Origin of the sequence: Rhodococcus sp. NyZ502 (assembly GCF_041464245.1) — a bacterium.
Taxonomy (GTDB): domain Bacteria; phylum Actinomycetota; class Actinomycetes; order Mycobacteriales; family Mycobacteriaceae; genus Rhodococcus_F; species Rhodococcus_F qingshengii.
In genome coordinates, this window is the sequence record NZ_CP167155.1 from 1,998,132 (window position 1) to 2,014,726 (window position 16,595).

Consider the following 16,595-nt stretch of genomic DNA (forward strand, 5'->3'; position numbering starts at 1 on the left):
AAGGATGCCACGCAGCCTTAAGAAGGGCCCGTTCGTCGATGACCACCTCCTCGCGAAGGTGGATGTACAGAACGAAAAGGGAACCAAGCAGGTCATCAAGACCTGGTCCCGTCGTTCGACAATCATCCCGGACTTCATCGGCCACACGTTTGCAGTTCACGACGGCCGCAAGCACGTCCCCGTGTTCGTTTCCGACTCCATGGTCGGACACAAGCTCGGAGAGTTTGCACCGACCCGCACGTTCAAGGGTCACATCAAGGATGATCGGAAGGCGAAGAGGCGATGAGCAACACCGAAACCGCCAACCCGACTGCCAAGGCTGTAGCGAAGCACGTTCGCGTTACGCCGATGAAGGCACGTCGAGTTGTGGACCTGGTCCGCGGGCGCTCGGTTGAAGACGCCCTGAACATCCTGAAGTTCGCGCCGCAGGCAGCGAGCGAGCCGGTCGCCAAGGTGATCGCCTCCGCAGCAGCCAACGCCGAGAACAACCTCGACCTCGACCCCAGCACGCTTGTCGTTGCTACGGCGTTCGTGGACGAGGGCGCGACCCTCAAGCGGTTCCAGCCGCGTGCACAGGGACGTGCGTTCCGTATTCGCAAGCGCACCAGTCACATCACCGTGATCGTGGAGAGCCTGCCGAAGACCGGAACATCGACCCGTAATCGCCGGAAGGGAAGTGCTCAGTAGTGGGCCAGAAAATCAACCCGCACGGCTTCCGTCTCGGCATCACCACCGACTGGAAGTCTCGCTGGTACGCAGACAAGCAGTACGCGGAGTACGTCAAGGAAGACGTCGCGATCCGTAAGCTCCTCGCCACCGGCATGGAGCGCGCAGGAATCGCGAAGGTCGAAATCGAGCGCACCCGTGACCGTGTTCGCGTGGACATCCACACTGCACGTCCGGGCATCGTCATCGGCCGCCGCGGCGCCGAAGCCGATCGCATCCGCTCCGAGCTCGAGAAGCTGACCGGCAAGCAGGTTCAGCTGAACATCCTCGAGGTCAAGAACGCAGAAGCTGAAGCACAGCTCGTCGCACAGGGTGTGGCCGAGCAGCTCTCGAACCGCGTTGCCTTCCGTCGTGCAATGCGCAAGGCCATCCAGTCGGCCATGCGTCAGCCCAACGTCAAGGGAATCCGCGTTCAGTGCTCCGGTCGTCTCGGCGGCGCCGAGATGTCCCGGTCGGAGTTCTACCGCGAAGGCCGTGTGCCGCTGCACACGCTTCGTGCGGACATCGACTACGGCCTCTACGAGGCCAAGACCACCTTCGGTCGCATCGGCGTCAAGGTCTGGATCTACAAGGGCGACATCGTCGGTGGCAAGCGTGAGCTCGCCGCCAACACGGCCGCACCGGCCGGGGATCGCCCGCGTCGTGAGCGTCCGAGCCGTCCGCGTCGTTCCGGTGCCACCGGTACCACTGCGACCAGCACCGAGGCCGGCCGCGCAGCGACCGCAACCGCCGATGCTCCCGCAACTGAACAGAATCAGGAGGGCTGACGCATGTTGATCCCACGGCGGGTCAAGCACCGCAAGCAGCACCACCCGAGCCGTTCGGGTGCCGCCAAGGGCGGTACCCAGGTGACCTTCGGTGACTACGGCATCCAGGCTCTCGAGCCTGCCTACATCACCAACCGGCAGATCGAGTCCGCTCGTATCGCCATGACTCGGCACATCAAGCGTGGCGGCAAGATCTGGATCAACATCTTCCCGGATCGCCCCCTCACGAAGAAGCCGGCCGAAACCCGAATGGGTTCCGGTAAGGGTTCGCCCGAGTGGTGGATTGCCAACGTCAAGCCCGGACGCGTTCTGTTCGAGATGACATACCCCAACGAGGAGATTGCTCGCGAGGCCCTGCGCCGCGCGATGCACAAGCTCCCGTGCAAGTGCCGGATCGTGACCAGAGAGGAGCAGTTCTGATGGCTACTGGAACCCCAGCAGCAGAGCTCCGCGAGCTCAGTGAAGACGAGCTGGTCACCCGGCTCCGTGAGTCGAAGGAAGAGCTTTTCAACCTTCGTTTCCAGATGGCTACCGGCCAGATGGACAACAACCGACGACTGCGCACCGTTCGTCACGAGATCGCGCGCATCTACACCGTCCTGCGTGAGCGTGAGCTCGGACTCGCTGTGGGTCCGGATGCAGGTGACGCGGCATGAGTGAGGAAAAAGCAGTGAGCACAGAAGAGCGCGCGAGCCGTAAGGTCCGTGTCGGATACGTCGTGTCCGACAAGATGGAAAAGACGATCGTGGTCGAGCTCGAAGACCGCGTCAAGCACAAGCTCTACGGCAAGATCATCCGCCGTACGACCAAGGTGAAGGCGCACGACGAGAACGGCGTTGCCGGCGTCGGCGACCGCGTTCAGCTGATGGAAACCCGTCCGCTGTCCGCGACGAAGCACTGGCGTCTGGTCGAGGTCCTCGAAAAGGCCAAGTAAGCCTGATCGAATCCTCGAGCTGATCGAGTATCACCGAATGGCCCGCTTCCCCTTGGGGGAGTGGGCCATTCGGCTTTCCGGGGGCTTTCGGGGCTTTCCGGGCGAAGGGTTCGAGTTGCGTCGAGTACGGCTGATTTGGTATTCGGTGAACCCTTCCCTACAATAGAACGGTTGCCTGTGGCAGAGGTGTGTCTTCACGTGCGCAGCTCGAACGGTGCTTGCAGTGATCGTCTCCCGACGTCAGTCGGTGGGACTGCAGCTCAGACACGACGCAGGTGGCAACAATGACCGCGCGCACCGGGTCGGTAATCCGTTGCGCACGAAATTCCAGGTCTAGGGAGATCAAGTGATTCAGCAGGAGTCGCGAGTTCGCGTCGCTGATAACACGGGTGCCAAGGAAATCCTTTGCATCCGCGTTCTCGGCGGTTCGTCACGTCGCTACGCCGGGATCGGTGACGTCATCGTCGCCACCGTCAAGGACGCAATCCCCGGTGGAAACATCAAGAAGGGTGAGGTCGTCAAGGCCGTCATCGTTCGCACGACCAAGGAGCGCCGTCGTCCGGACGGTTCCTACATCAAATTCGACGAGAACGCTGCAGTGCTCATCAAGGCTGACAGTGATCCCCGTGGAACCCGCATCTTCGGACCCGTCGGCCGTGAGCTGCGCGAGAAGAAGTTCATGAAGATCGTTTCGCTTGCCCCGGAGGTGCTGTGATGAAGGTGCACAAGGGTGACACCGTTCTGGTCATCGCCGGCAAGGACAAGGGCGCGAAGGGCAAGGTCATTCAGGCCTACCCCGCGACCGACAAGGTCCTCGTCGAAGGCGTGAACCGAATCAAGAAGCACACCGCGGTTTCCGCGAACGAGCGCGGAGCATCCTCCGGCGGCATCGTCACGCAGGAAGCCCCGATCCACGTTTCCAACGTTGCAGTCGTCGACTCGGACGGAAACCCCACCCGCGTGGGCTACCGCACCGACGAAGAGTCCGGCAAGCGCGTTCGGATTTCCCGGAAGAACGGGAAGGACATCTGACATGACCTCCACCGAAAACAAGGTCCAGCCGCGCCTCAAGGCACGCTACCGCGCTGAGATCAAGGACGCGCTCAACAGCGAGTTCGACTACTCGAACGTCATGCAGATCCCCGGCGTCGTCAAGGTTGTCGTCAACATGGGCGTCGGCGACGCCGCCCGTGACGCCAAGCTGATCAACGGCGCTGTCCATGACCTGTCGCTGATCACGGGCCAGAAGCCCGAGATCCGCAAGGCACGTAAGTCCATCGCGCAGTTCAAGCTCCGCGAAGGTATGCCCATCGGTGCACGCGTCACCCTCCGTGGTGACCGCATGTGGGAGTTCCTGGACCGCCTCGTGTCTGTCGCTCTGCCCCGTATCCGCGACTTCCGCGGTCTCTCGGGCAACCAGTTCGACGGCAACGGCAACTACACGTTCGGCCTCAACGAGCAGTCGATGTTCCACGAGATCGACGTGGACAAGATCGATCGCCCCCGCGGCATGGACATCACCGTCGTGACCACCGCAACCAACAACGAAGAAGGCCGTGCACTGCTCAAGCACCTCGGCTTCCCGTTCAAGGAGAACTGAGCGCATGGCTAAGAAGGCATTGGTCAACAAGGCCAACAAGAAGCCCAAGTTCGCGGTTCGCGCCTACACCCGCTGCCAGCGGTGCGGTCGCCCGCACTCGGTGTTCCGCAAGTTCGGCTTGTGCCGTATCTGCGTTCGCGAGATGGCTCACGCCGGCGAGCTTCCCGGAGTTCGCAAGAGCTCTTGGTGATCTGAGGCCCTCGGGCTTCGTCACACCACGCATGTGAATGGGCGTGGGTTCCTTTGGAACCCACGCCCATTCGTGGTTTTCATCGAGATGTGAATCGTGCCGATCCTGAAAAGAACTGCCCCGCTGCGACTCTGGTTGAAAGCGATCATCGTTCGTCGGTGTCGTTCTTCGGTGCCGAACGAGCAGTTCAGATTTCGGGGTGCGTCGATAGCTTCCCGATCGCATCCTTCGGGCGGCAGTGGGGGAGGCGACATGGGATCCCGGTGGACACCTGCGCCAAAGTTCCCTACACTAGAGCGGTTGCCGTGGCTGACGCATGCGTTCAGCTCGGTGCGGTAACTTACGCCGTCTGACACAAGTCGGACGGCCCAGCCGAATTGCTGGAGGCCCACGATCGGATTCGTCCGGTGTTGCATGGGAACCACAGCGAGAAAGGTGTCGAGGTCGACCTATGACCATGACTGACCCCATCGCAGACTTCTTGACGCGTCTGCGCAACGCCAACACGGCGTACCACGATGAGGTGAAGCTTCCCCACTCGAAGATCAAGGCGAACATCGCCGAGATCCTCAAGCGCGAGGGCTACATCTCCGATTTCCGTACCGAAGACGCAGAGGTCGGCAAGACCCTCATCGTCGATCTGAAGTACGGTCCCAGCCGCGAGCGTAGCCTCGCCGGCGTGCGTCGCGTTTCCAAGCCCGGTCTCCGGGTTTACGCGAAGTCCACCAACCTGCCCAAGGTCCTCGGAGGCCTCGGCGTGGCCATCATCTCCACGTCGTCCGGTCTGCTCACCGATCGCCAGGCGGCCAATCAAGGAGTAGGCGGGGAAGTCCTCGCCTACGTCTGGTAAGGGAGGCCACCACAATGTCGCGTATTGGAAAGATTCCGGTCACCGTCCCCGCGGGCGTTGACGTCACGATCAGCGGCCAGGATGTCACCGTCAAGGGTCCCAAGGGCACCCTCGCGCTGACCATCTCCGAGCCCATCGCAATCGAAAAGGCAGAGGACGGCTCGCTGAGCGTCACGCGCCCCGACGACGAGCGTCGTAGCCGCGCGCTGCACGGTCTGTCGCGGACCCTGGTTGCGAACATCATCACCGGTGTCACCGAGGGTTACACGAAGAAGATGGAGATCCACGGTGTTGGTTACCGTGTGGCACTGAAGGGCAAGGACCTCGAGTTCGCGCTCGGCTTCAGCCACCCGGTGCCGATCGAGGCTCCTGAAGGCATCACCTTCGTCGTCGAGTCGCCCACCCGGTTCTCGGTGTCCGGCATCGACAAGCAGAAGGTCGGGCAGATCTCGGCCAACATCCGTCGTCTCCGTCGTCCGGACCCGTACAAGGGTAAGGGCGTGCGTTACGAGGGTGAGCAGATCCGCCGCAAGGTCGGAAAGACGGGTAAGTGATATGAGCCAGACTGCAAACCAGAAAGCCAAGCGGATTCCGCTGGGCAAGGATGCGTCCACCAAGCGTCGTCTCTCGAAGACGCGTCGTCACTTCCGTCTCCGCAAGAAGGTCTCCGGCACGCCCGAGCGTCCCCGCTTGGTCGTCAACCGGTCCTCGCGCCACATCCACGTCCAGCTCGTGGACGACCTGGCCGGCCACACCCTGGCCTCCGCGTCGACCATCGAAGCAGACGTGCGCGTGGCAGAAGGCGACAAGAAGGCTGCGAGCGCGAAGGTCGGTCAGCTGATCGCCGAGCGCGCCAAGGCTGCCGGCGTGGAAGCAGTTGTCTTCGACCACGGCGGACACGGCTACCACGGTCGCATCGCGGCCCTGGCAGACGCGGCTCGCGAAGGCGGGTTGAAGTTCTGATGACCAACATTTTCAACGGAAGGACAGCCTGATGCCGGGACGTCAAAGGCGTGACGGCGGAAGCGGACCCGCCGGACAGAATGGCCCCAACAGCGGTGACAACAGCAACGCTCGTGGGGACAACCGTGGTGGCGGCCGTGACCGTCGCGACGGTGGCCGTGGCGGAAACGCTGCGGAGAAGTCACAGTTCATCGAGCGCGTTGTCACGATCAACCGCGTTTCCAAGGTCGTCAAGGGTGGTCGTCGCTTCAGCTTCACCGCTCTGGTGATCGTCGGAGACGGCAACGGACTGGTCGGCGTCGGCTACGGAAAGGCCAAGGAAGTTCCCGCGGCCATCCAGAAGGGTGTCGAGGAGGCTCGCAAGAGCTTCTTCCGCGTCCCGATGATCGCCAACACCATCACTCACCCCGTTCAGGGTGAGGCTGCTGCCGGCATCGTCATGCTTCGCCCGGCAAGCCCCGGTACCGGTGTTATCGCCGGTGGCGCTGTGCGCGCCGTGCTGGAGTGCGCTGGTATCGCGGACATCCTGTCGAAGTCGCTCGGTAGCGACAACGCCATCAACGTCGTGCATGCGACCGTTGCTGCGCTCAAGGGTCTGCAGCGTCCCGAGGAAGTTGCGGCTCGCCGCGGCCTCACCCTCGAAGAGGTTGCACCCGCCGGCATGCTTCGCGCTCGCGCACAGGCTGCTGGGAGTGTGAAGTAATGGCAGATCTCAAGATCACTCAGATCAAGAGCATCATCGGGACCAAGCAGAACCAGAAGGATTCTCTGCGCACGCTGGGTCTCAAGGGCATCCGTCAGACCGTTGTTCGTGAGGACAACGCACAGAACCGCGGTCTGATCAACGTGGTGCGCCACCTCGTAACAGTTGAGGAGGTCTAACCATGACCATCAAACTGCACCACCTGCGCCCCGCTCCGGGATCCAAGTCCAACAAGATTCGTGTTGGACGCGGTGAGGGCGGCAAGCGTGGTAAGACCGCAGGTCGCGGTACCAAGGGCACCAAGGCACGTAACACCGTGCGCGTGGGCTTCGAGGGTGGACAGATGCCGCTTCACATGCGTCTGCCCAAGCTCAAGGGCTTCACGAACCCGTTCCGCGTCGAGTACCAGGTCGTCAATGTCGGCGACATCGCCCGTCTGTTCCCCGAAGGTGGAGCAATCACGGTCGAGGATCTCGTCGCCAAGGGCGCAGTCCGCAAGAACCAGCTCGTCAAGGTTCTGGGCGACGGCGAACTGACAGTTGCCGTTCAGGTGACCGTCGACAAGTTCACCGGTTCCGCCAAGGAAAAGATTGCTGCTGCCGGTGGTTCCGCCACCGAGCTGTGAGTGATCACGCGTAGCTAGTCCGATGGCCGCAGCGCAGCGTTTGCTGCGGTGCGGCCATCGGCGTCTACGAGGTCGTGTCACAGGTACGAGGTCGTGTCACAGATTGGTCGTGCGTGCTCGGACGGGCCAGTATTCTGGTCACCGAGTGGCAAATGTATCTTCGGCTTACCCGGTTTTCGTGGTCTGCCCGCCTAGTTCCCAAATGCTCACTGTTAGAGTTCAAAAGTTCGACAGGTCAAAACGATCTGTCTCCCTACCGTCGTGCCAGGAGGATCTTTGCTTTCCGCCTTCGTCTCGGCCCTCAGGACCCCAGACCTGAGGCGGAAGATCCTCTTCACCCTCGGCTTGGTGGCTCTGTATCGGGTCGGCGCTCTCATCCCGTCCCCAGGTGTCGACTACGGCCGTGTGCGTCAGTGCATCGATATCGCCAACTCCGGTGACTCAGCAGGTATCTACTCGCTGATCAACCTGTTCTCCGGCGGCGCTCTGCTGCAGATGTCGATCTTTGCGATCGGCATCATGCCGTACATCACGGCGAGCATCATCGTGCAGCTCCTGACCGTGGTGATTCCGAAGTTCGAGGAACTTCGGAAAGAAGGCCAGTCCGGCCAGGCCAAGATGACGCAGTACACGCGTTACCTGTCCATTGCTCTGGCAATCCTGCAGTCGACCGGCATCGTCGCTCTTGCGGCACGCGGACAGTTGCTCCAGGGCTGTGACGACATCATCGCCGACAAGTCGATCTTCGGTCTTGTCATCATCGTGCTGGTCATGACTGCCGGTGCTGCCATGGTCATGTGGTTCGGCGAGGTCATCACCGAACGTGGCGTCGGCAACGGTATGTCCCTCCTCATCTTCGCCGGTATCGCATCGCGTATCCCGAGCGAGGGCAAGGCAATCCTCGACAGCCGTGGTCCGTTGGTCTTCGCCTTCGTCTGCCTCGCAGCGCTGCTGATCATCGCCGGTGTCGTCTTCGTCGAGCAGGGTCAGCGTCGTATCCCGGTGCAGTACGCGAAGCGGATGGTCGGACGCAAGATGTACGGCGGATCCTCGACGTACCTGCCTCTGAAGGTGAACCAGGCCGGCGTCATCCCGGTGATCTTCGCGTCTTCACTGCTGTACCTCCCGAACTTGATTGCACAGCTGACTTCGGCCAGTACAGCGGTCGACCCCAGTTGGTGGCAGCGCCTCATCAACACCTACCTGGTGAACCCGGCCAACCCGGTGTACATCGCGATCTACTTCGGCCTGATCGTCTTCTTCACGTACTTCTACGTCGCCATCACCTTCAATCCCGAAGAGCGCGCCGACGAGATGAAGAAGTTCGGCGGCTTCATCCCCGGTATCCGACCCGGTCAGCCGACCGCGGACTACCTCAACTACGTGCTGAGTCGCATCACCCTTCCGGGTGCGATTTACCTCGGCACCATTGCTGTTCTGCCCAACCTGTTCCTCGACATCGGGAATGGCGGCGGCGCGCAGAACCTGCCGTTCGGTGGCACCGCGGTGCTGATCATGGTCAGCGTCGGCCTGGACACCGTGAAGCAGATCGAGAGTCAGCTAATGCAGCGTAACTATGAAGGGTTCCTCAAGTGAGACTTGTCCTCCTTGGTCCTCCCGGTGCCGGCAAGGGCACCCAGGCCGCTATCTTGTCCGAGAAGTTCGGCGTTCCCCATATCTCCACGGGTGATCTCTTCCGCGCGAACATCGGTCAGGCCACCGCTCTCGGTGTGGAAGCAAAGAAGTACATCGACGCCGGCGAACTCGTACCGAGCTCGATCACCAACGACATGGTGAAGGCTCGCGTCGCAGAACCGGACGCAGCAAACGGTTTCCTTCTCGACGGGTTTCCGCGCTCGGTCGAACAGGCTCAGGCACTCGAGGGAATCTTGAAGGATCTCGACACCAAGCTCGACGGTGTCCTCTCCTTCGTCGTCGACGAGGACATCGTGGTCGAGCGTATGCTCGCCCGCGGTCGTGCCGACGACACCGAGGACGTCATTCGCAACCGACTCCGGGTCTACCGCGACGAGACGTCACCGCTGTTCGATTACTACAGGGACAGCATCGTCTCCGTCGACGCGATCGGCGAGGTCGAAGAGGTCAACGCTCGCGCACTGGCAGCGTTGGGTAAGTAATGGTCTTCGGGCGCAAACGCAAGGTTGTTCCGTTCCGCTCCGCGGGCGAACTCGACGCGATGGCTGCTGCCGGCGCGATCGTGGGTTCGGCTCTGGTGGCGGTTCGCGCTGCGGCGAAGCCCGGTGTCAGCACTTTGGAATTGAACGCGGTCGCTGAATCCGTCATTCGTGACGCCGGCGCCGTGCCCTCGTTCCTCGGGTACCACGGCTTCACCGGCTCGATCTGCTCTTCGGTCAACGATCGCGTCGTTCACGGAATCCCTTCTGCTCAGGACATCCTGGCTGAAGGCGACCTGGTTTCCATCGACTGTGGCGCGATCCTCGACGGTTGGCACGGTGACTCCGCTTGGACGTTCGGTGTCGGTGAGATCAGCGTCGCCGATCAGGAGCTCAGCGAAGCCACTCGGCTTTCCATGGAAGCCGGGATCGCGGCAATGATCGCCGGCAACCGTCTGACGGATGTTTCGCACGCGATCGAGGTCGGTACTCATGCCGCCGAGAAGTTGCACGGTCGTTCCTACGGCATCGTCGACGGATACGGCGGACACGGAATCGGCCGGGAAATGCACATGGATCCGTTCCTCGCCAATGAAGGTGCCCCGGGTAAGGGTCCTGAACTGGTTGTCGGATCGTGCCTGGCGATTGAGCCGATGCTCACGCTCGGCACCACCGACACGGTGATTCTCGACGACGACTGGACCGTTGTGACGACCGACGGGTCCCGTGCGGCGCACTGGGAACACACTGTCGCAGTGACCGAAGACGGTCCGCGGATTCTGACACTCCGGCCGGAGTAGTCGACACAGTCGCTGACAAGTGTTGGCAGCGAGCATGATTCATGTTCGAGAAGTCCCAGCCTCATTTCGAGGCTGGGACTTTTTCGATGGGGGAGCGGTGTGCGTCGTCACCCTGACCGGAGGCGCATTTGGCCTGGTCGTTTACATCGCGTAACATGGCTAGGCGGTGCGCTATGCGCGTCGATAGTTCTTGTGCCTACGCCCGGATCGCTCCGGGATCGGGCTTTCGAACTGCCGACGATCTTTCCATTGCGTGCCAATGTAACGGAAGCCGATGCACGAAGCATGCCAAACCAAACGGATCGCGGAGGATATGGCTAAGAAAGACGGGGCCATCGAGGTCGAAGGACGAGTAGTCGAGCCGCTGCCCAATGCGATGTTCCGCATTGAGCTCGAGAATGGCCACAAGGTCCTCGCCCACATCAGCGGAAAGATGCGTCAGCACTACATTCGCATCCTCCCGGAAGATCGCGTTGTCGTAGAGCTCTCGCCCTACGATTTGTCGCGCGGACGCATCGTTTACCGCTACAAGTAACGAACTTCCCGGACCTGACCTGGGTCAGGGAGAAGTATGTCTGCTGCGGTTCATCGCGGCGGGCTGCGACAAAACAGGAGATCAGAAGACGTGAAGGTTCAGCCGAGCGTCAAGAAGATCTGCGAGAAGTGCAAAGTGATTCGCCGTAACGGTCGAGTCATGGTGATCTGCGAGAACCTGCGTCACAAGCAGCGTCAGGGCTAGATCTAGCTTTTCGAAGATCTGCTTGGCAACAAGCAAAGAAGACCTCCCAGTACCAGCCATTGTTGACGAGACCCCACGCGATCGTTCACCGATCGCCAAGGTCGGACAATGGTTCACCCCCGGCACGGAGGCCGGGGCCCCACTGAGTTAGTTGATGAGATCATCTGCGCCTTCGGGCGTCGGTACTCGGCAAGAGGCACAGGGGAAGGGCTGGGAGCAGACCTCCGCACACCGATAAGGAAATGCCACCATGGCACGTCTCTCTGGTGTTGATCTTCCTCGCGAAAAGCGCATGGAGATCGCACTGACATACATCTACGGCATCGGCCGTACCCGCTCCAAGGAAATCCTTGACGCCACCGGCGTCAGCCCGGATCTCCGGAGCAAGGACCTCTCGGACGAGGACCTGGCAAAGCTCCGCGAGTACATCGAGGAGTCGCTCAAGGTCGAGGGTGACCTTCGCCGCGAGGTTCAGGCCGACATCCGTCGCAAGATCGAGATCGGCTGCTACCAGGGCCTGCGCCACCGTCGTGGTCTGCCCGTGCGTGGTCAGCGCACCAAGACCAACGCCCGTACCCGTAAGGGTCCGAAGCGCACCATTGCCGGCAAGAAGAAGGCGAAGTAATGCCCCCGAAGTCACGTAGCACCGGTCCGAAGAAGACCCAGAAGACGCGTCGCAGGGATAAGAAGAACATCCCGCACGGCGCCGCTCACATCAAGAGCACCTTCAACAACACCATCGTGTCCATCACGGACCCCGCCGGAAATGTCATTTCCTGGGCGTCTTCGGGACACGTCGGCTTCAAGGGTTCGCGTAAGTCGACTCCCTTCGCCGCTCAGCTTGCTGCTGAGAGCGCTGCCCGTAAGGCGCAGGAGCACGGTGTCAAGAAGGTTGACGTCTTCGTCAAGGGACCGGGATCCGGTCGCGAGACCGCAATCCGTTCCCTCCAGGCCGCTGGCCTCGAGGTCGGCACCATTTCCGATGTAACCCCCCAGCCGCACAACGGCTGCCGTCCGCCCAAGCGGCGTCGGGTATAGCGGGAAGGATAGGTAGAAGAAAATGGCACGTTATACCGGACCCATCACCCGCAAGTCGCGTCGTCTGCGCGTCGACCTCGTTGGAGGCGACCAGGCATTCGAGCGTCGCCCGTACCCGCCCGGACAGCACGGCCGCGCGCGTATCAAGGAGAGCGAGTACCTGCTCCAGCTGCAGGAGAAGCAGAAGGCTCGCTTCACCTACGGCGTCATGGAGAAGCAGTTCCGCCTGTACTACAAGGAGGCGAACAACCGCCCCGGCAAGACCGGCGAGAACCTGCTTCGCATCCTCGAGTCGCGTCTCGACAACGTCGTGTACCGCGCAGGCCTCGCTCGCACGCGCCGTCAGGCACGTCAGCTGGTCACGCACGGTCACCTTCTCGTGAACAACAAGAAGGTCGACATCCCGAGCTACCGCGTCTCGCAGTACGACATCATCGATGTCAAGGAGAAGTCGCTCTCCACGCTTCCGTTCCAGGTTGCGCGTGAGACCGTTGGCGATCGCCCGGTTCCCGGGTGGCTGCAGGTTGTCGGCTCGCGTCTGCGGATCCTGGTTCACCAGCTTCCCGAGCGCGCGCAGATCGACATCGCTCTGCAGGAACAGCTCATCGTCGAGTACTACTCGAAGTAAGGCGCTTCGCACCCCGTGAGTGGTTGAGGAGTCTCCGGACTCCTCAACCACTCACAGGGCCGCAGGCCCTTTCCCATCGTGGGCGTCAAATAGTGGACGTCCGTACAGGAGGAAATACCAATGCTCATTTCTCAGCGACCCACGCTGACCGAAGAGGTCATCGCTGATAACCGCTCGAAGTTCGTCATCGAGCCCCTGGAGCCAGGTTTCGGGTACACGCTCGGCAATTCGCTGCGCCGCACGCTGCTCTCGTCGATCCCCGGCGCTGCTGTCACCAGCATCCGTATCGACGGCGTCCTCCATGAGTTCACCACCGTCCCGGGCGTGAAGGAAGATGTCACCGACATCATCCTGAACCTCAAGGGCCTCGTCGTGAACTCCGAAGAGGACGAGCCGGTCACCATGTACGTCCGCAAGCAGGGCCCCGGCGCTGTTACTGCAGGCGACATCGTGCCCCCGGCAGGCGTCACCGTGAACAACCCTGATCTGCACATCGCCACCCTGAACGACAAGGGAAAGCTGGAGATCGAGCTCGTAGTCGAGCGCGGTCGCGGCTATGTCCCCGCCGTTCAGAACAAGGCGTCCGGCGCAGAGATCGGCCGTATCCCGGTCGACTCGATCTACTCGCCGGTGCTCAAGGTCACCTACAAGGTGGAGGCCACTCGCGTCGAACAGCGCACCGACTTCGATCGGCTCGTTCTCGACGTGGAAACGAAGAACTCCATCACCGCACGGGACGCGCTCGCTTCGGCGGGCAAGACCCTGGTTGAGCTCTTCGGCCTGGCCCGTGAGCTGAACGTCGAAGCAGAAGGAATCGAGATCGGACCCTCGCCTGCCGAGGCCGATCACATCGCTTCCTTCGGACTCCCCATCGAGGATCTGGACCTCACGGTCCGCTCCTACAACTGCCTCAAGCGCGAAGGTGTTCACACCGTCGGTGAGCTTGTCGGCCGTACCGAGTCCGATCTGCTCGACATCCGCAACTTCGGACAGAAGTCCATCGACGAGGTCAAGGTCAAGCTGCATTCGCTCGGCCTGTCCCTCAAGGACAGCCCCGCATCCTTCGATCCCACCACCGTTGCCGGCTACGACGCCGCCACCGGAACGTGGAGTGACACTGATGCCGGTTCCTTCGGCGATGCCGAAGGTACCGAGGACTACGCCGAGACCGAACAGCTGTAGCAGCTCAGGTCCTTTACTAGGAGATCATCATGCCCAAGCCCAAGAAGGGTGCCCGCTTCGGCGGGTCGGCTTCCCACCAGAAGGCGATTTTCGCCAATCTGGCTACCGCGCTCTTCGAGCACGGTCGCATCACCACCACCGAGTCCAAGGCCAAGGCACTGCGCCCCTACGCCGAGAAGCTCGTCACGCACGCGAAGGCCGGCACGCTGGCTCACCGTCGTGAGGTGCTGAAGGTCATCCGCAACAAGGATGTCGTTCACACCCTGTTCGCCGAGATCGGCCCGTTCTACGCGGACCGTAACGGTGGATACACCCGCATCATCAAGACGATCCCCCGCAAGGGTGATAACGCTCCGATGGCAATCATCGAGCTCGTCAAGGAAAAGACCGTCACCTCCGAGGCTGACCGCGCTCGTCGCGTCAAGTCCTCGCAGGAAGCTCCCGCCGCAGAGAACGTCGTCGAGGCCGTAGAGGCCGACGCGACCGACGCTGAGGTCGAGAACGCTGACGCAGTCGTCGAGGCCATCGAGGACGAGACCGCAACTGCGGCCGACGCTCCCGAGGCCGAAGAGGCCAAGAAGGACTAGTCTCCCTTGGTTTCGGCACACGCTGAATCGAACGAGCCCGCCGCCCCCATCGGGGACGGCGGGCTCGTTCGATTGCGGCTCGACATCTCCTACGACGGCACCGACTTCTCGGGTTGGGCCCGCCAGACCGATCTGCGCACCGTGTGCGGTGAGATCGAAGACAAGTTGGGAACGGTGCTTCGACACCCGGTTCAGTTGACCGTTGCCGGTCGAACCGACGCCGGTGTCCACGCCACCGGTCAGGTAGCGCACGTCGACGTTCCGGGAGAGTTGCTCCCGGACGATCCGTCGCGACTCGTGCGCAGACTTGCACGATTTCTGCCCAAGGACGTTCGGGTCAAACAGATATCGGTGGTTCCGGGTGACTTCGATGCGCGCTTCTCCGCGATGCGACGTTATTACGAGTACCGGGTGACCAACGCGGCGTTCGGAGTGGAGCCACTACGCGCACGCGACACCGTCTCGTATCCCAAACCACTCGATCTCGGAGCGATGCAGGAAGCGTCGAATCGGCTGCTGGGTCTGCACAACTTCGCGGCATTCTGCAAGCGTCGAGAAGGCGCCACGACGGTGCGGGAGCTGCAGCGTTTCGACTGGAGCCAAGAGGGCACGGTGTTCACGGCGTACGTGAATGCCGATGCGTTCTGCTGGTCGATGGTTCGCAGTCTTGTCGGCGCAGTCCTCTCCGTCGGTGAGGGACGGCGCACCGCCGACTGGGTGGCAGGTTTGCTCGACGAAACTTCGCGGTCCAGTTCCATCCTCGTTGCGCCGGCGCACGGACTTTCGTTGGTCCGCGTGGACTACCCCGACTACTCGGAACTGGCTGCCCGCAACGCGATTACCCGTGAGACCCGCGAGATTCCGTCTTCGGGTGGATGCTGCGGCGACTGAACTTCACCATGCAAAATGCCCTCCCACTCTGTGTGGGAGGGCATTCGTATCGGGGGGCTATCCCGCCAGTTGGCGCGCGATGACCAATCGCTGAATCTGGTTGGTGCCCTCGAAGATCTGCGTGATCTTGGCCTCGCGCATGTAGCGCTCGACGGGGAAGTCCTGGGTGTATCCGTACCCGCCGAATACCTGAACGGCGTCGGTGGTGACCTTCATTGCCGCGTCGGTGGCCACGAGCTTGGCGACGCTCGCGTTGCGTGAATACGGAACTCCGGCGTCGCGGCGGCGGGCTGCATCGAGGTAGGTGGCTCGCGCGGAGTCGACTGCGGCAGCCATGTCCGCGAGCACGAAACCGAGTCCCTGGTGATCGATGATCCGCTTGCCGAATGCCTTGCGCTCCTTCGCGTAAGCGACCGCGTCGTCGAGCGCGCCTTGAGCGATTCCGACGGCAACGGCAGCGATTCCGAGTCGGCCGGAGTCGAGAGCGCTGAAGGCAATCGGCAGCCCCTGGCCGCGCTGACCGATCAATCGCTCCTCAGGAATGAAGGCGTCGTCGTAGTTCGCGGAGGCAGTGGGGACCGCGCGTAGCCCCATCTTCTCTTCGGGTTTTCCGAAGCTGAGGCCTTCGGTGTCCTTGTCCACCAGGAGGCAGGAGACGCCGCGTGAACCGTCGTCACTGGTGCGTGCGAAGAGGTTGTAGAAGTCCGCCTTGCCGCCGTTGGTGATCCAGGCTTTCGAACCGTTGACGCGGTAGCCACCGTCGGTGGGCGTCGCCTTGCACGACAACGCGGCGGCGTCGGATCCGGCCTGCGCTTCGGAAAGGCTGTACGCGCCGATGGTGTTGCCGCCCAGCATGTCCGGTAGCCAGCGGTTCTTCTGTTCGTCGGTGCCGAAGGTGAACAGCGGGAAGCACGACAGGCTGTGCACGCTCACCGCCACTGCAACCGCTGCCCAGCGTGAGGCGATCTCTTCGAGCACTTGGAGGTACACCTCGTACGGCTGATCGCCGCCGCCGAACTCCTCGGGATACGGAAGGCTCAGCAGACCCGCCTGTCCGAGTGCGGGGAACACTCCGTCTGGATACTTCTCGGCCTTCTCGTATTCGTTGACCTTGGGCGCGAGTACCTTGTCCGCGACATCACGCGTCAGTTCGATGAGATCGCGAGCTTCTTGGCTGGGCATCAGGCGTTCGACGGGCACGGTCGGCTCCTAGCTAGGTAATAGTACTGAGAACGAT

At 62.0% G+C, this 16,595-nt stretch carries 28 protein-coding genes; 27 read left to right on the forward strand and 1 reads right to left on the reverse strand.

Annotation, left to right across the window (positions count from 1 at the left end; genetic code table 11):
• Positions 1-4 precede the first annotated feature (4 nt).
• From rpsS to truA, 27 genes are all read left to right on the forward strand, one after another.
• Positions 5-286, forward strand: a complete 282-nt coding sequence (rpsS, locus tag ACBG85_RS09270) for a 30S ribosomal protein S19 (RefSeq protein WP_003940820.1) — start codon at positions 5-7, stop codon at positions 284-286.
• Positions 283-687 (forward strand): 50S ribosomal protein L22, encoded by a 405-nt coding sequence (rplV, locus tag ACBG85_RS09275; RefSeq protein WP_003940717.1) that lies wholly within the window; start codon positions 283-285, stop codon positions 685-687. Before rpsS ends, rplV begins: the two co-directional genes overlap by 4 nt.
• Positions 687-1,493, forward strand: a complete 807-nt coding sequence (gene rpsC / locus ACBG85_RS09280) for a 30S ribosomal protein S3 (RefSeq protein WP_003941003.1) — start codon at positions 687-689, stop codon at positions 1,491-1,493. Before rplV ends, rpsC begins: the two co-directional genes overlap by 1 nt.
• Positions 1,494-1,496: 3 nt before the next feature.
• Positions 1,497-1,913 carry a 50S ribosomal protein L16 gene (rplP, locus tag ACBG85_RS09285; protein WP_003940899.1) on the forward strand — a complete coding sequence of 139 codons (417 nt, stop codon included), beginning with the start codon at positions 1,497-1,499 and terminating at the stop codon, positions 1,911-1,913.
• Complete coding sequence (gene rpmC, locus ACBG85_RS09290) at positions 1,913-2,149, forward strand: 50S ribosomal protein L29 (protein ID WP_003940734.1); 237 nt, start codon at positions 1,913-1,915, stop codon at positions 2,147-2,149. Before rplP ends, rpmC begins: the two co-directional genes overlap by 1 nt.
• Positions 2,146-2,427: a 30S ribosomal protein S17 gene (gene rpsQ / locus ACBG85_RS09295; protein ID WP_003941020.1), complete on the forward strand. Its 282-nt coding sequence runs from the start codon at positions 2,146-2,148 to the stop codon at positions 2,425-2,427. The genes rpmC and rpsQ overlap by 4 nt, the downstream gene beginning before the upstream one ends.
• 346 nt (positions 2,428-2,773) lie before the next feature.
• Positions 2,774-3,142, forward strand: coding sequence for a 50S ribosomal protein L14 (rplN, locus tag ACBG85_RS09300; RefSeq protein WP_003940951.1), 369 nt, complete (start codon positions 2,774-2,776; stop codon positions 3,140-3,142).
• Positions 3,142-3,459, forward strand: a complete 318-nt coding sequence (gene rplX / locus ACBG85_RS09305) for a 50S ribosomal protein L24 (RefSeq protein ID WP_003941019.1) — start codon at positions 3,142-3,144, stop codon at positions 3,457-3,459. Before rplN ends, rplX begins: the two co-directional genes overlap by 1 nt.
• Position 3,460: 1 nt before the next feature.
• Positions 3,461-4,027 carry a 50S ribosomal protein L5 gene (gene rplE, locus ACBG85_RS09310; protein ID WP_003940924.1) on the forward strand — a complete coding sequence of 189 codons (567 nt, stop codon included), beginning with the start codon at positions 3,461-3,463 and terminating at the stop codon, positions 4,025-4,027.
• Between the two features lie 4 nt (positions 4,028-4,031).
• Positions 4,032-4,217, forward strand: coding sequence for a type Z 30S ribosomal protein S14 (locus tag ACBG85_RS09315; RefSeq protein ID WP_003940698.1), 186 nt, complete (start codon positions 4,032-4,034; stop codon positions 4,215-4,217).
• 451 nt (positions 4,218-4,668) lie between these two features.
• Positions 4,669-5,067 carry a 30S ribosomal protein S8 gene (gene rpsH / locus ACBG85_RS09320; RefSeq protein ID WP_003940873.1) on the forward strand — a complete coding sequence of 133 codons (399 nt, stop codon included), beginning with the start codon at positions 4,669-4,671 and terminating at the stop codon, positions 5,065-5,067.
• Between the two features lie 14 nt (positions 5,068-5,081).
• The gene (rplF, locus tag ACBG85_RS09325) at positions 5,082-5,621 is read left to right on the forward strand and encodes a 50S ribosomal protein L6 (RefSeq protein WP_003940970.1); all 540 of its coding nucleotides are present in this window, start codon (positions 5,082-5,084) and stop codon (positions 5,619-5,621) included.
• A 1-nt stretch (position 5,622) separates the two neighbouring features.
• Positions 5,623-6,030: a 50S ribosomal protein L18 gene (gene rplR, locus ACBG85_RS09330; protein WP_003940996.1), complete on the forward strand. Its 408-nt coding sequence runs from the start codon at positions 5,623-5,625 to the stop codon at positions 6,028-6,030.
• Between the two features lie 31 nt (positions 6,031-6,061).
• Positions 6,062-6,733, forward strand: coding sequence for a 30S ribosomal protein S5 (gene rpsE, locus ACBG85_RS09335; protein WP_003940718.1), 672 nt, complete (start codon positions 6,062-6,064; stop codon positions 6,731-6,733).
• The gene (gene rpmD, locus ACBG85_RS09340; protein WP_372027152.1) at positions 6,733-6,912 is read left to right on the forward strand and encodes a 50S ribosomal protein L30; all 180 of its coding nucleotides are present in this window, start codon (positions 6,733-6,735) and stop codon (positions 6,910-6,912) included. The genes rpsE and rpmD overlap by 1 nt, the downstream gene beginning before the upstream one ends.
• 2 nt (positions 6,913-6,914) lie before the next feature.
• A complete protein-coding gene (gene rplO / locus ACBG85_RS09345) occupies positions 6,915-7,358 on the forward strand; it encodes a 50S ribosomal protein L15 (RefSeq protein ID WP_003940829.1) in 444 nt (147 codons plus the stop codon).
• 276 nt (positions 7,359-7,634) lie between these two features.
• A complete protein-coding gene (secY, locus tag ACBG85_RS09350; RefSeq protein WP_003940773.1) occupies positions 7,635-8,954 on the forward strand; it encodes a preprotein translocase subunit SecY in 1,320 nt (439 codons plus the stop codon).
• On the forward strand, positions 8,951-9,496 hold the full coding sequence (locus tag ACBG85_RS09355) for an adenylate kinase (RefSeq protein WP_372027154.1): 546 nt from the start codon (positions 8,951-8,953) through the stop codon (positions 9,494-9,496). The genes secY and ACBG85_RS09355 overlap by 4 nt, the downstream gene beginning before the upstream one ends.
• Entirely contained in the window at positions 9,496-10,293 is a 798-nt protein-coding gene (gene map / locus ACBG85_RS09360) for a type I methionyl aminopeptidase (RefSeq protein ID WP_003940806.1), read from the forward strand. Before ACBG85_RS09355 ends, map begins: the two co-directional genes overlap by 1 nt.
• A gap of 313 nt (positions 10,294-10,606) precedes the next feature.
• Entirely contained in the window at positions 10,607-10,828 is a 222-nt protein-coding gene (gene infA / locus ACBG85_RS09365) for a translation initiation factor IF-1 (RefSeq protein WP_003418601.1), read from the forward strand.
• Positions 10,829-10,918: 90 nt separating this feature from the next.
• Positions 10,919-11,032, forward strand: coding sequence for a 50S ribosomal protein L36 (rpmJ, locus tag ACBG85_RS09370; protein WP_003938068.1), 114 nt, complete (start codon positions 10,919-10,921; stop codon positions 11,030-11,032).
• A gap of 250 nt (positions 11,033-11,282) precedes the next feature.
• On the forward strand, positions 11,283-11,657 hold the full coding sequence (gene rpsM / locus ACBG85_RS09375) for a 30S ribosomal protein S13 (RefSeq protein WP_003940834.1): 375 nt from the start codon (positions 11,283-11,285) through the stop codon (positions 11,655-11,657).
• On the forward strand, positions 11,657-12,070 hold the full coding sequence (gene rpsK / locus ACBG85_RS09380) for a 30S ribosomal protein S11 (protein ID WP_003940683.1): 414 nt from the start codon (positions 11,657-11,659) through the stop codon (positions 12,068-12,070). The genes rpsM and rpsK overlap by 1 nt, the downstream gene beginning before the upstream one ends.
• Before the next feature lie 22 nt (positions 12,071-12,092).
• A complete protein-coding gene (gene rpsD, locus ACBG85_RS09385) occupies positions 12,093-12,698 on the forward strand; it encodes a 30S ribosomal protein S4 (protein ID WP_003940769.1) in 606 nt (201 codons plus the stop codon).
• A 120-nt stretch (positions 12,699-12,818) separates the two neighbouring features.
• On the forward strand, positions 12,819-13,880 hold the full coding sequence (locus tag ACBG85_RS09390; protein WP_003941016.1) for a DNA-directed RNA polymerase subunit alpha: 1,062 nt from the start codon (positions 12,819-12,821) through the stop codon (positions 13,878-13,880).
• 29 nt (positions 13,881-13,909) lie between these two features.
• Positions 13,910-14,467 (forward strand): 50S ribosomal protein L17, encoded by a 558-nt coding sequence (gene rplQ / locus ACBG85_RS09395; RefSeq protein ID WP_007728580.1) that lies wholly within the window; start codon positions 13,910-13,912, stop codon positions 14,465-14,467.
• A 6-nt stretch (positions 14,468-14,473) separates the two neighbouring features.
• The gene (truA, locus tag ACBG85_RS09400; RefSeq protein ID WP_217018618.1) at positions 14,474-15,358 is read left to right on the forward strand and encodes a tRNA pseudouridine(38-40) synthase TruA; all 885 of its coding nucleotides are present in this window, start codon (positions 14,474-14,476) and stop codon (positions 15,356-15,358) included.
• Between the two features lie 57 nt (positions 15,359-15,415).
• Here the strand turns inward: truA and ACBG85_RS09405 are convergent, their stop codons facing one another.
• Positions 15,416-16,558 (reverse strand): acyl-CoA dehydrogenase family protein, encoded by a 1,143-nt coding sequence (locus tag ACBG85_RS09405; protein ID WP_007728582.1) that lies wholly within the window; start codon positions 16,556-16,558, stop codon positions 15,416-15,418.
• Positions 16,559-16,595: the final 37 nt, after the last annotated feature.

Excerpts from the sequence above, each read along its gene's own strand:
- rpsD (WP_003940769.1), top strand. The coding sequence starts at position 12,093 with ATGGCACGTTATACCGGACCCATCACCCGCAAGTCGCGTCGTCTGCGC.
- rplP (WP_003940899.1), top strand. The coding sequence starts at position 1,497 with ATGTTGATCCCACGGCGGGTCAAGCACCGCAAGCAGCACCACCCGAGC.
- rplQ (WP_007728580.1), top strand. The coding sequence starts at position 13,910 with ATGCCCAAGCCCAAGAAGGGTGCCCGCTTCGGCGGGTCGGCTTCCCAC.
- rplE (WP_003940924.1), top strand. The coding sequence starts at position 3,461 with ATGACCTCCACCGAAAACAAGGTCCAGCCGCGCCTCAAGGCACGCTAC.
- rplX (WP_003941019.1), top strand. The coding sequence starts at position 3,142 with ATGAAGGTGCACAAGGGTGACACCGTTCTGGTCATCGCCGGCAAGGAC.
- rplR (WP_003940996.1), top strand. The coding sequence starts at position 5,623 with ATGAGCCAGACTGCAAACCAGAAAGCCAAGCGGATTCCGCTGGGCAAG.
- ACBG85_RS09315 (WP_003940698.1), top strand. The coding sequence starts at position 4,032 with ATGGCTAAGAAGGCATTGGTCAACAAGGCCAACAAGAAGCCCAAGTTC.
- ACBG85_RS09390 (WP_003941016.1), top strand. The coding sequence starts at position 12,819 with ATGCTCATTTCTCAGCGACCCACGCTGACCGAAGAGGTCATCGCTGAT.
- infA (WP_003418601.1), top strand. The coding sequence starts at position 10,607 with ATGGCTAAGAAAGACGGGGCCATCGAGGTCGAAGGACGAGTAGTCGAG.
- rpsM (WP_003940834.1), top strand. The coding sequence starts at position 11,283 with ATGGCACGTCTCTCTGGTGTTGATCTTCCTCGCGAAAAGCGCATGGAG.
- rplF (WP_003940970.1), top strand. The coding sequence starts at position 5,082 with ATGTCGCGTATTGGAAAGATTCCGGTCACCGTCCCCGCGGGCGTTGAC.
- rpmD (WP_372027152.1), top strand. The coding sequence starts at position 6,733 with ATGGCAGATCTCAAGATCACTCAGATCAAGAGCATCATCGGGACCAAG.
- rplV (WP_003940717.1), top strand. The coding sequence starts at position 283 with ATGAGCAACACCGAAACCGCCAACCCGACTGCCAAGGCTGTAGCGAAG.
- rpmC (WP_003940734.1), top strand. The coding sequence starts at position 1,913 with ATGGCTACTGGAACCCCAGCAGCAGAGCTCCGCGAGCTCAGTGAAGAC.
- rpsE (WP_003940718.1), top strand. The coding sequence starts at position 6,062 with ATGCCGGGACGTCAAAGGCGTGACGGCGGAAGCGGACCCGCCGGACAG.
- rpsK (WP_003940683.1), top strand. The coding sequence starts at position 11,657 with ATGCCCCCGAAGTCACGTAGCACCGGTCCGAAGAAGACCCAGAAGACG.
- map (WP_003940806.1), top strand. The coding sequence starts at position 9,496 with ATGGTCTTCGGGCGCAAACGCAAGGTTGTTCCGTTCCGCTCCGCGGGC.
- rpsS (WP_003940820.1), top strand. The coding sequence starts at position 5 with ATGCCACGCAGCCTTAAGAAGGGCCCGTTCGTCGATGACCACCTCCTC.
- rpsH (WP_003940873.1), top strand. The coding sequence starts at position 4,669 with ATGACCATGACTGACCCCATCGCAGACTTCTTGACGCGTCTGCGCAAC.
- rpsQ (WP_003941020.1), top strand. The coding sequence starts at position 2,146 with ATGAGTGAGGAAAAAGCAGTGAGCACAGAAGAGCGCGCGAGCCGTAAG.
- rplO (WP_003940829.1), top strand. The coding sequence starts at position 6,915 with ATGACCATCAAACTGCACCACCTGCGCCCCGCTCCGGGATCCAAGTCC.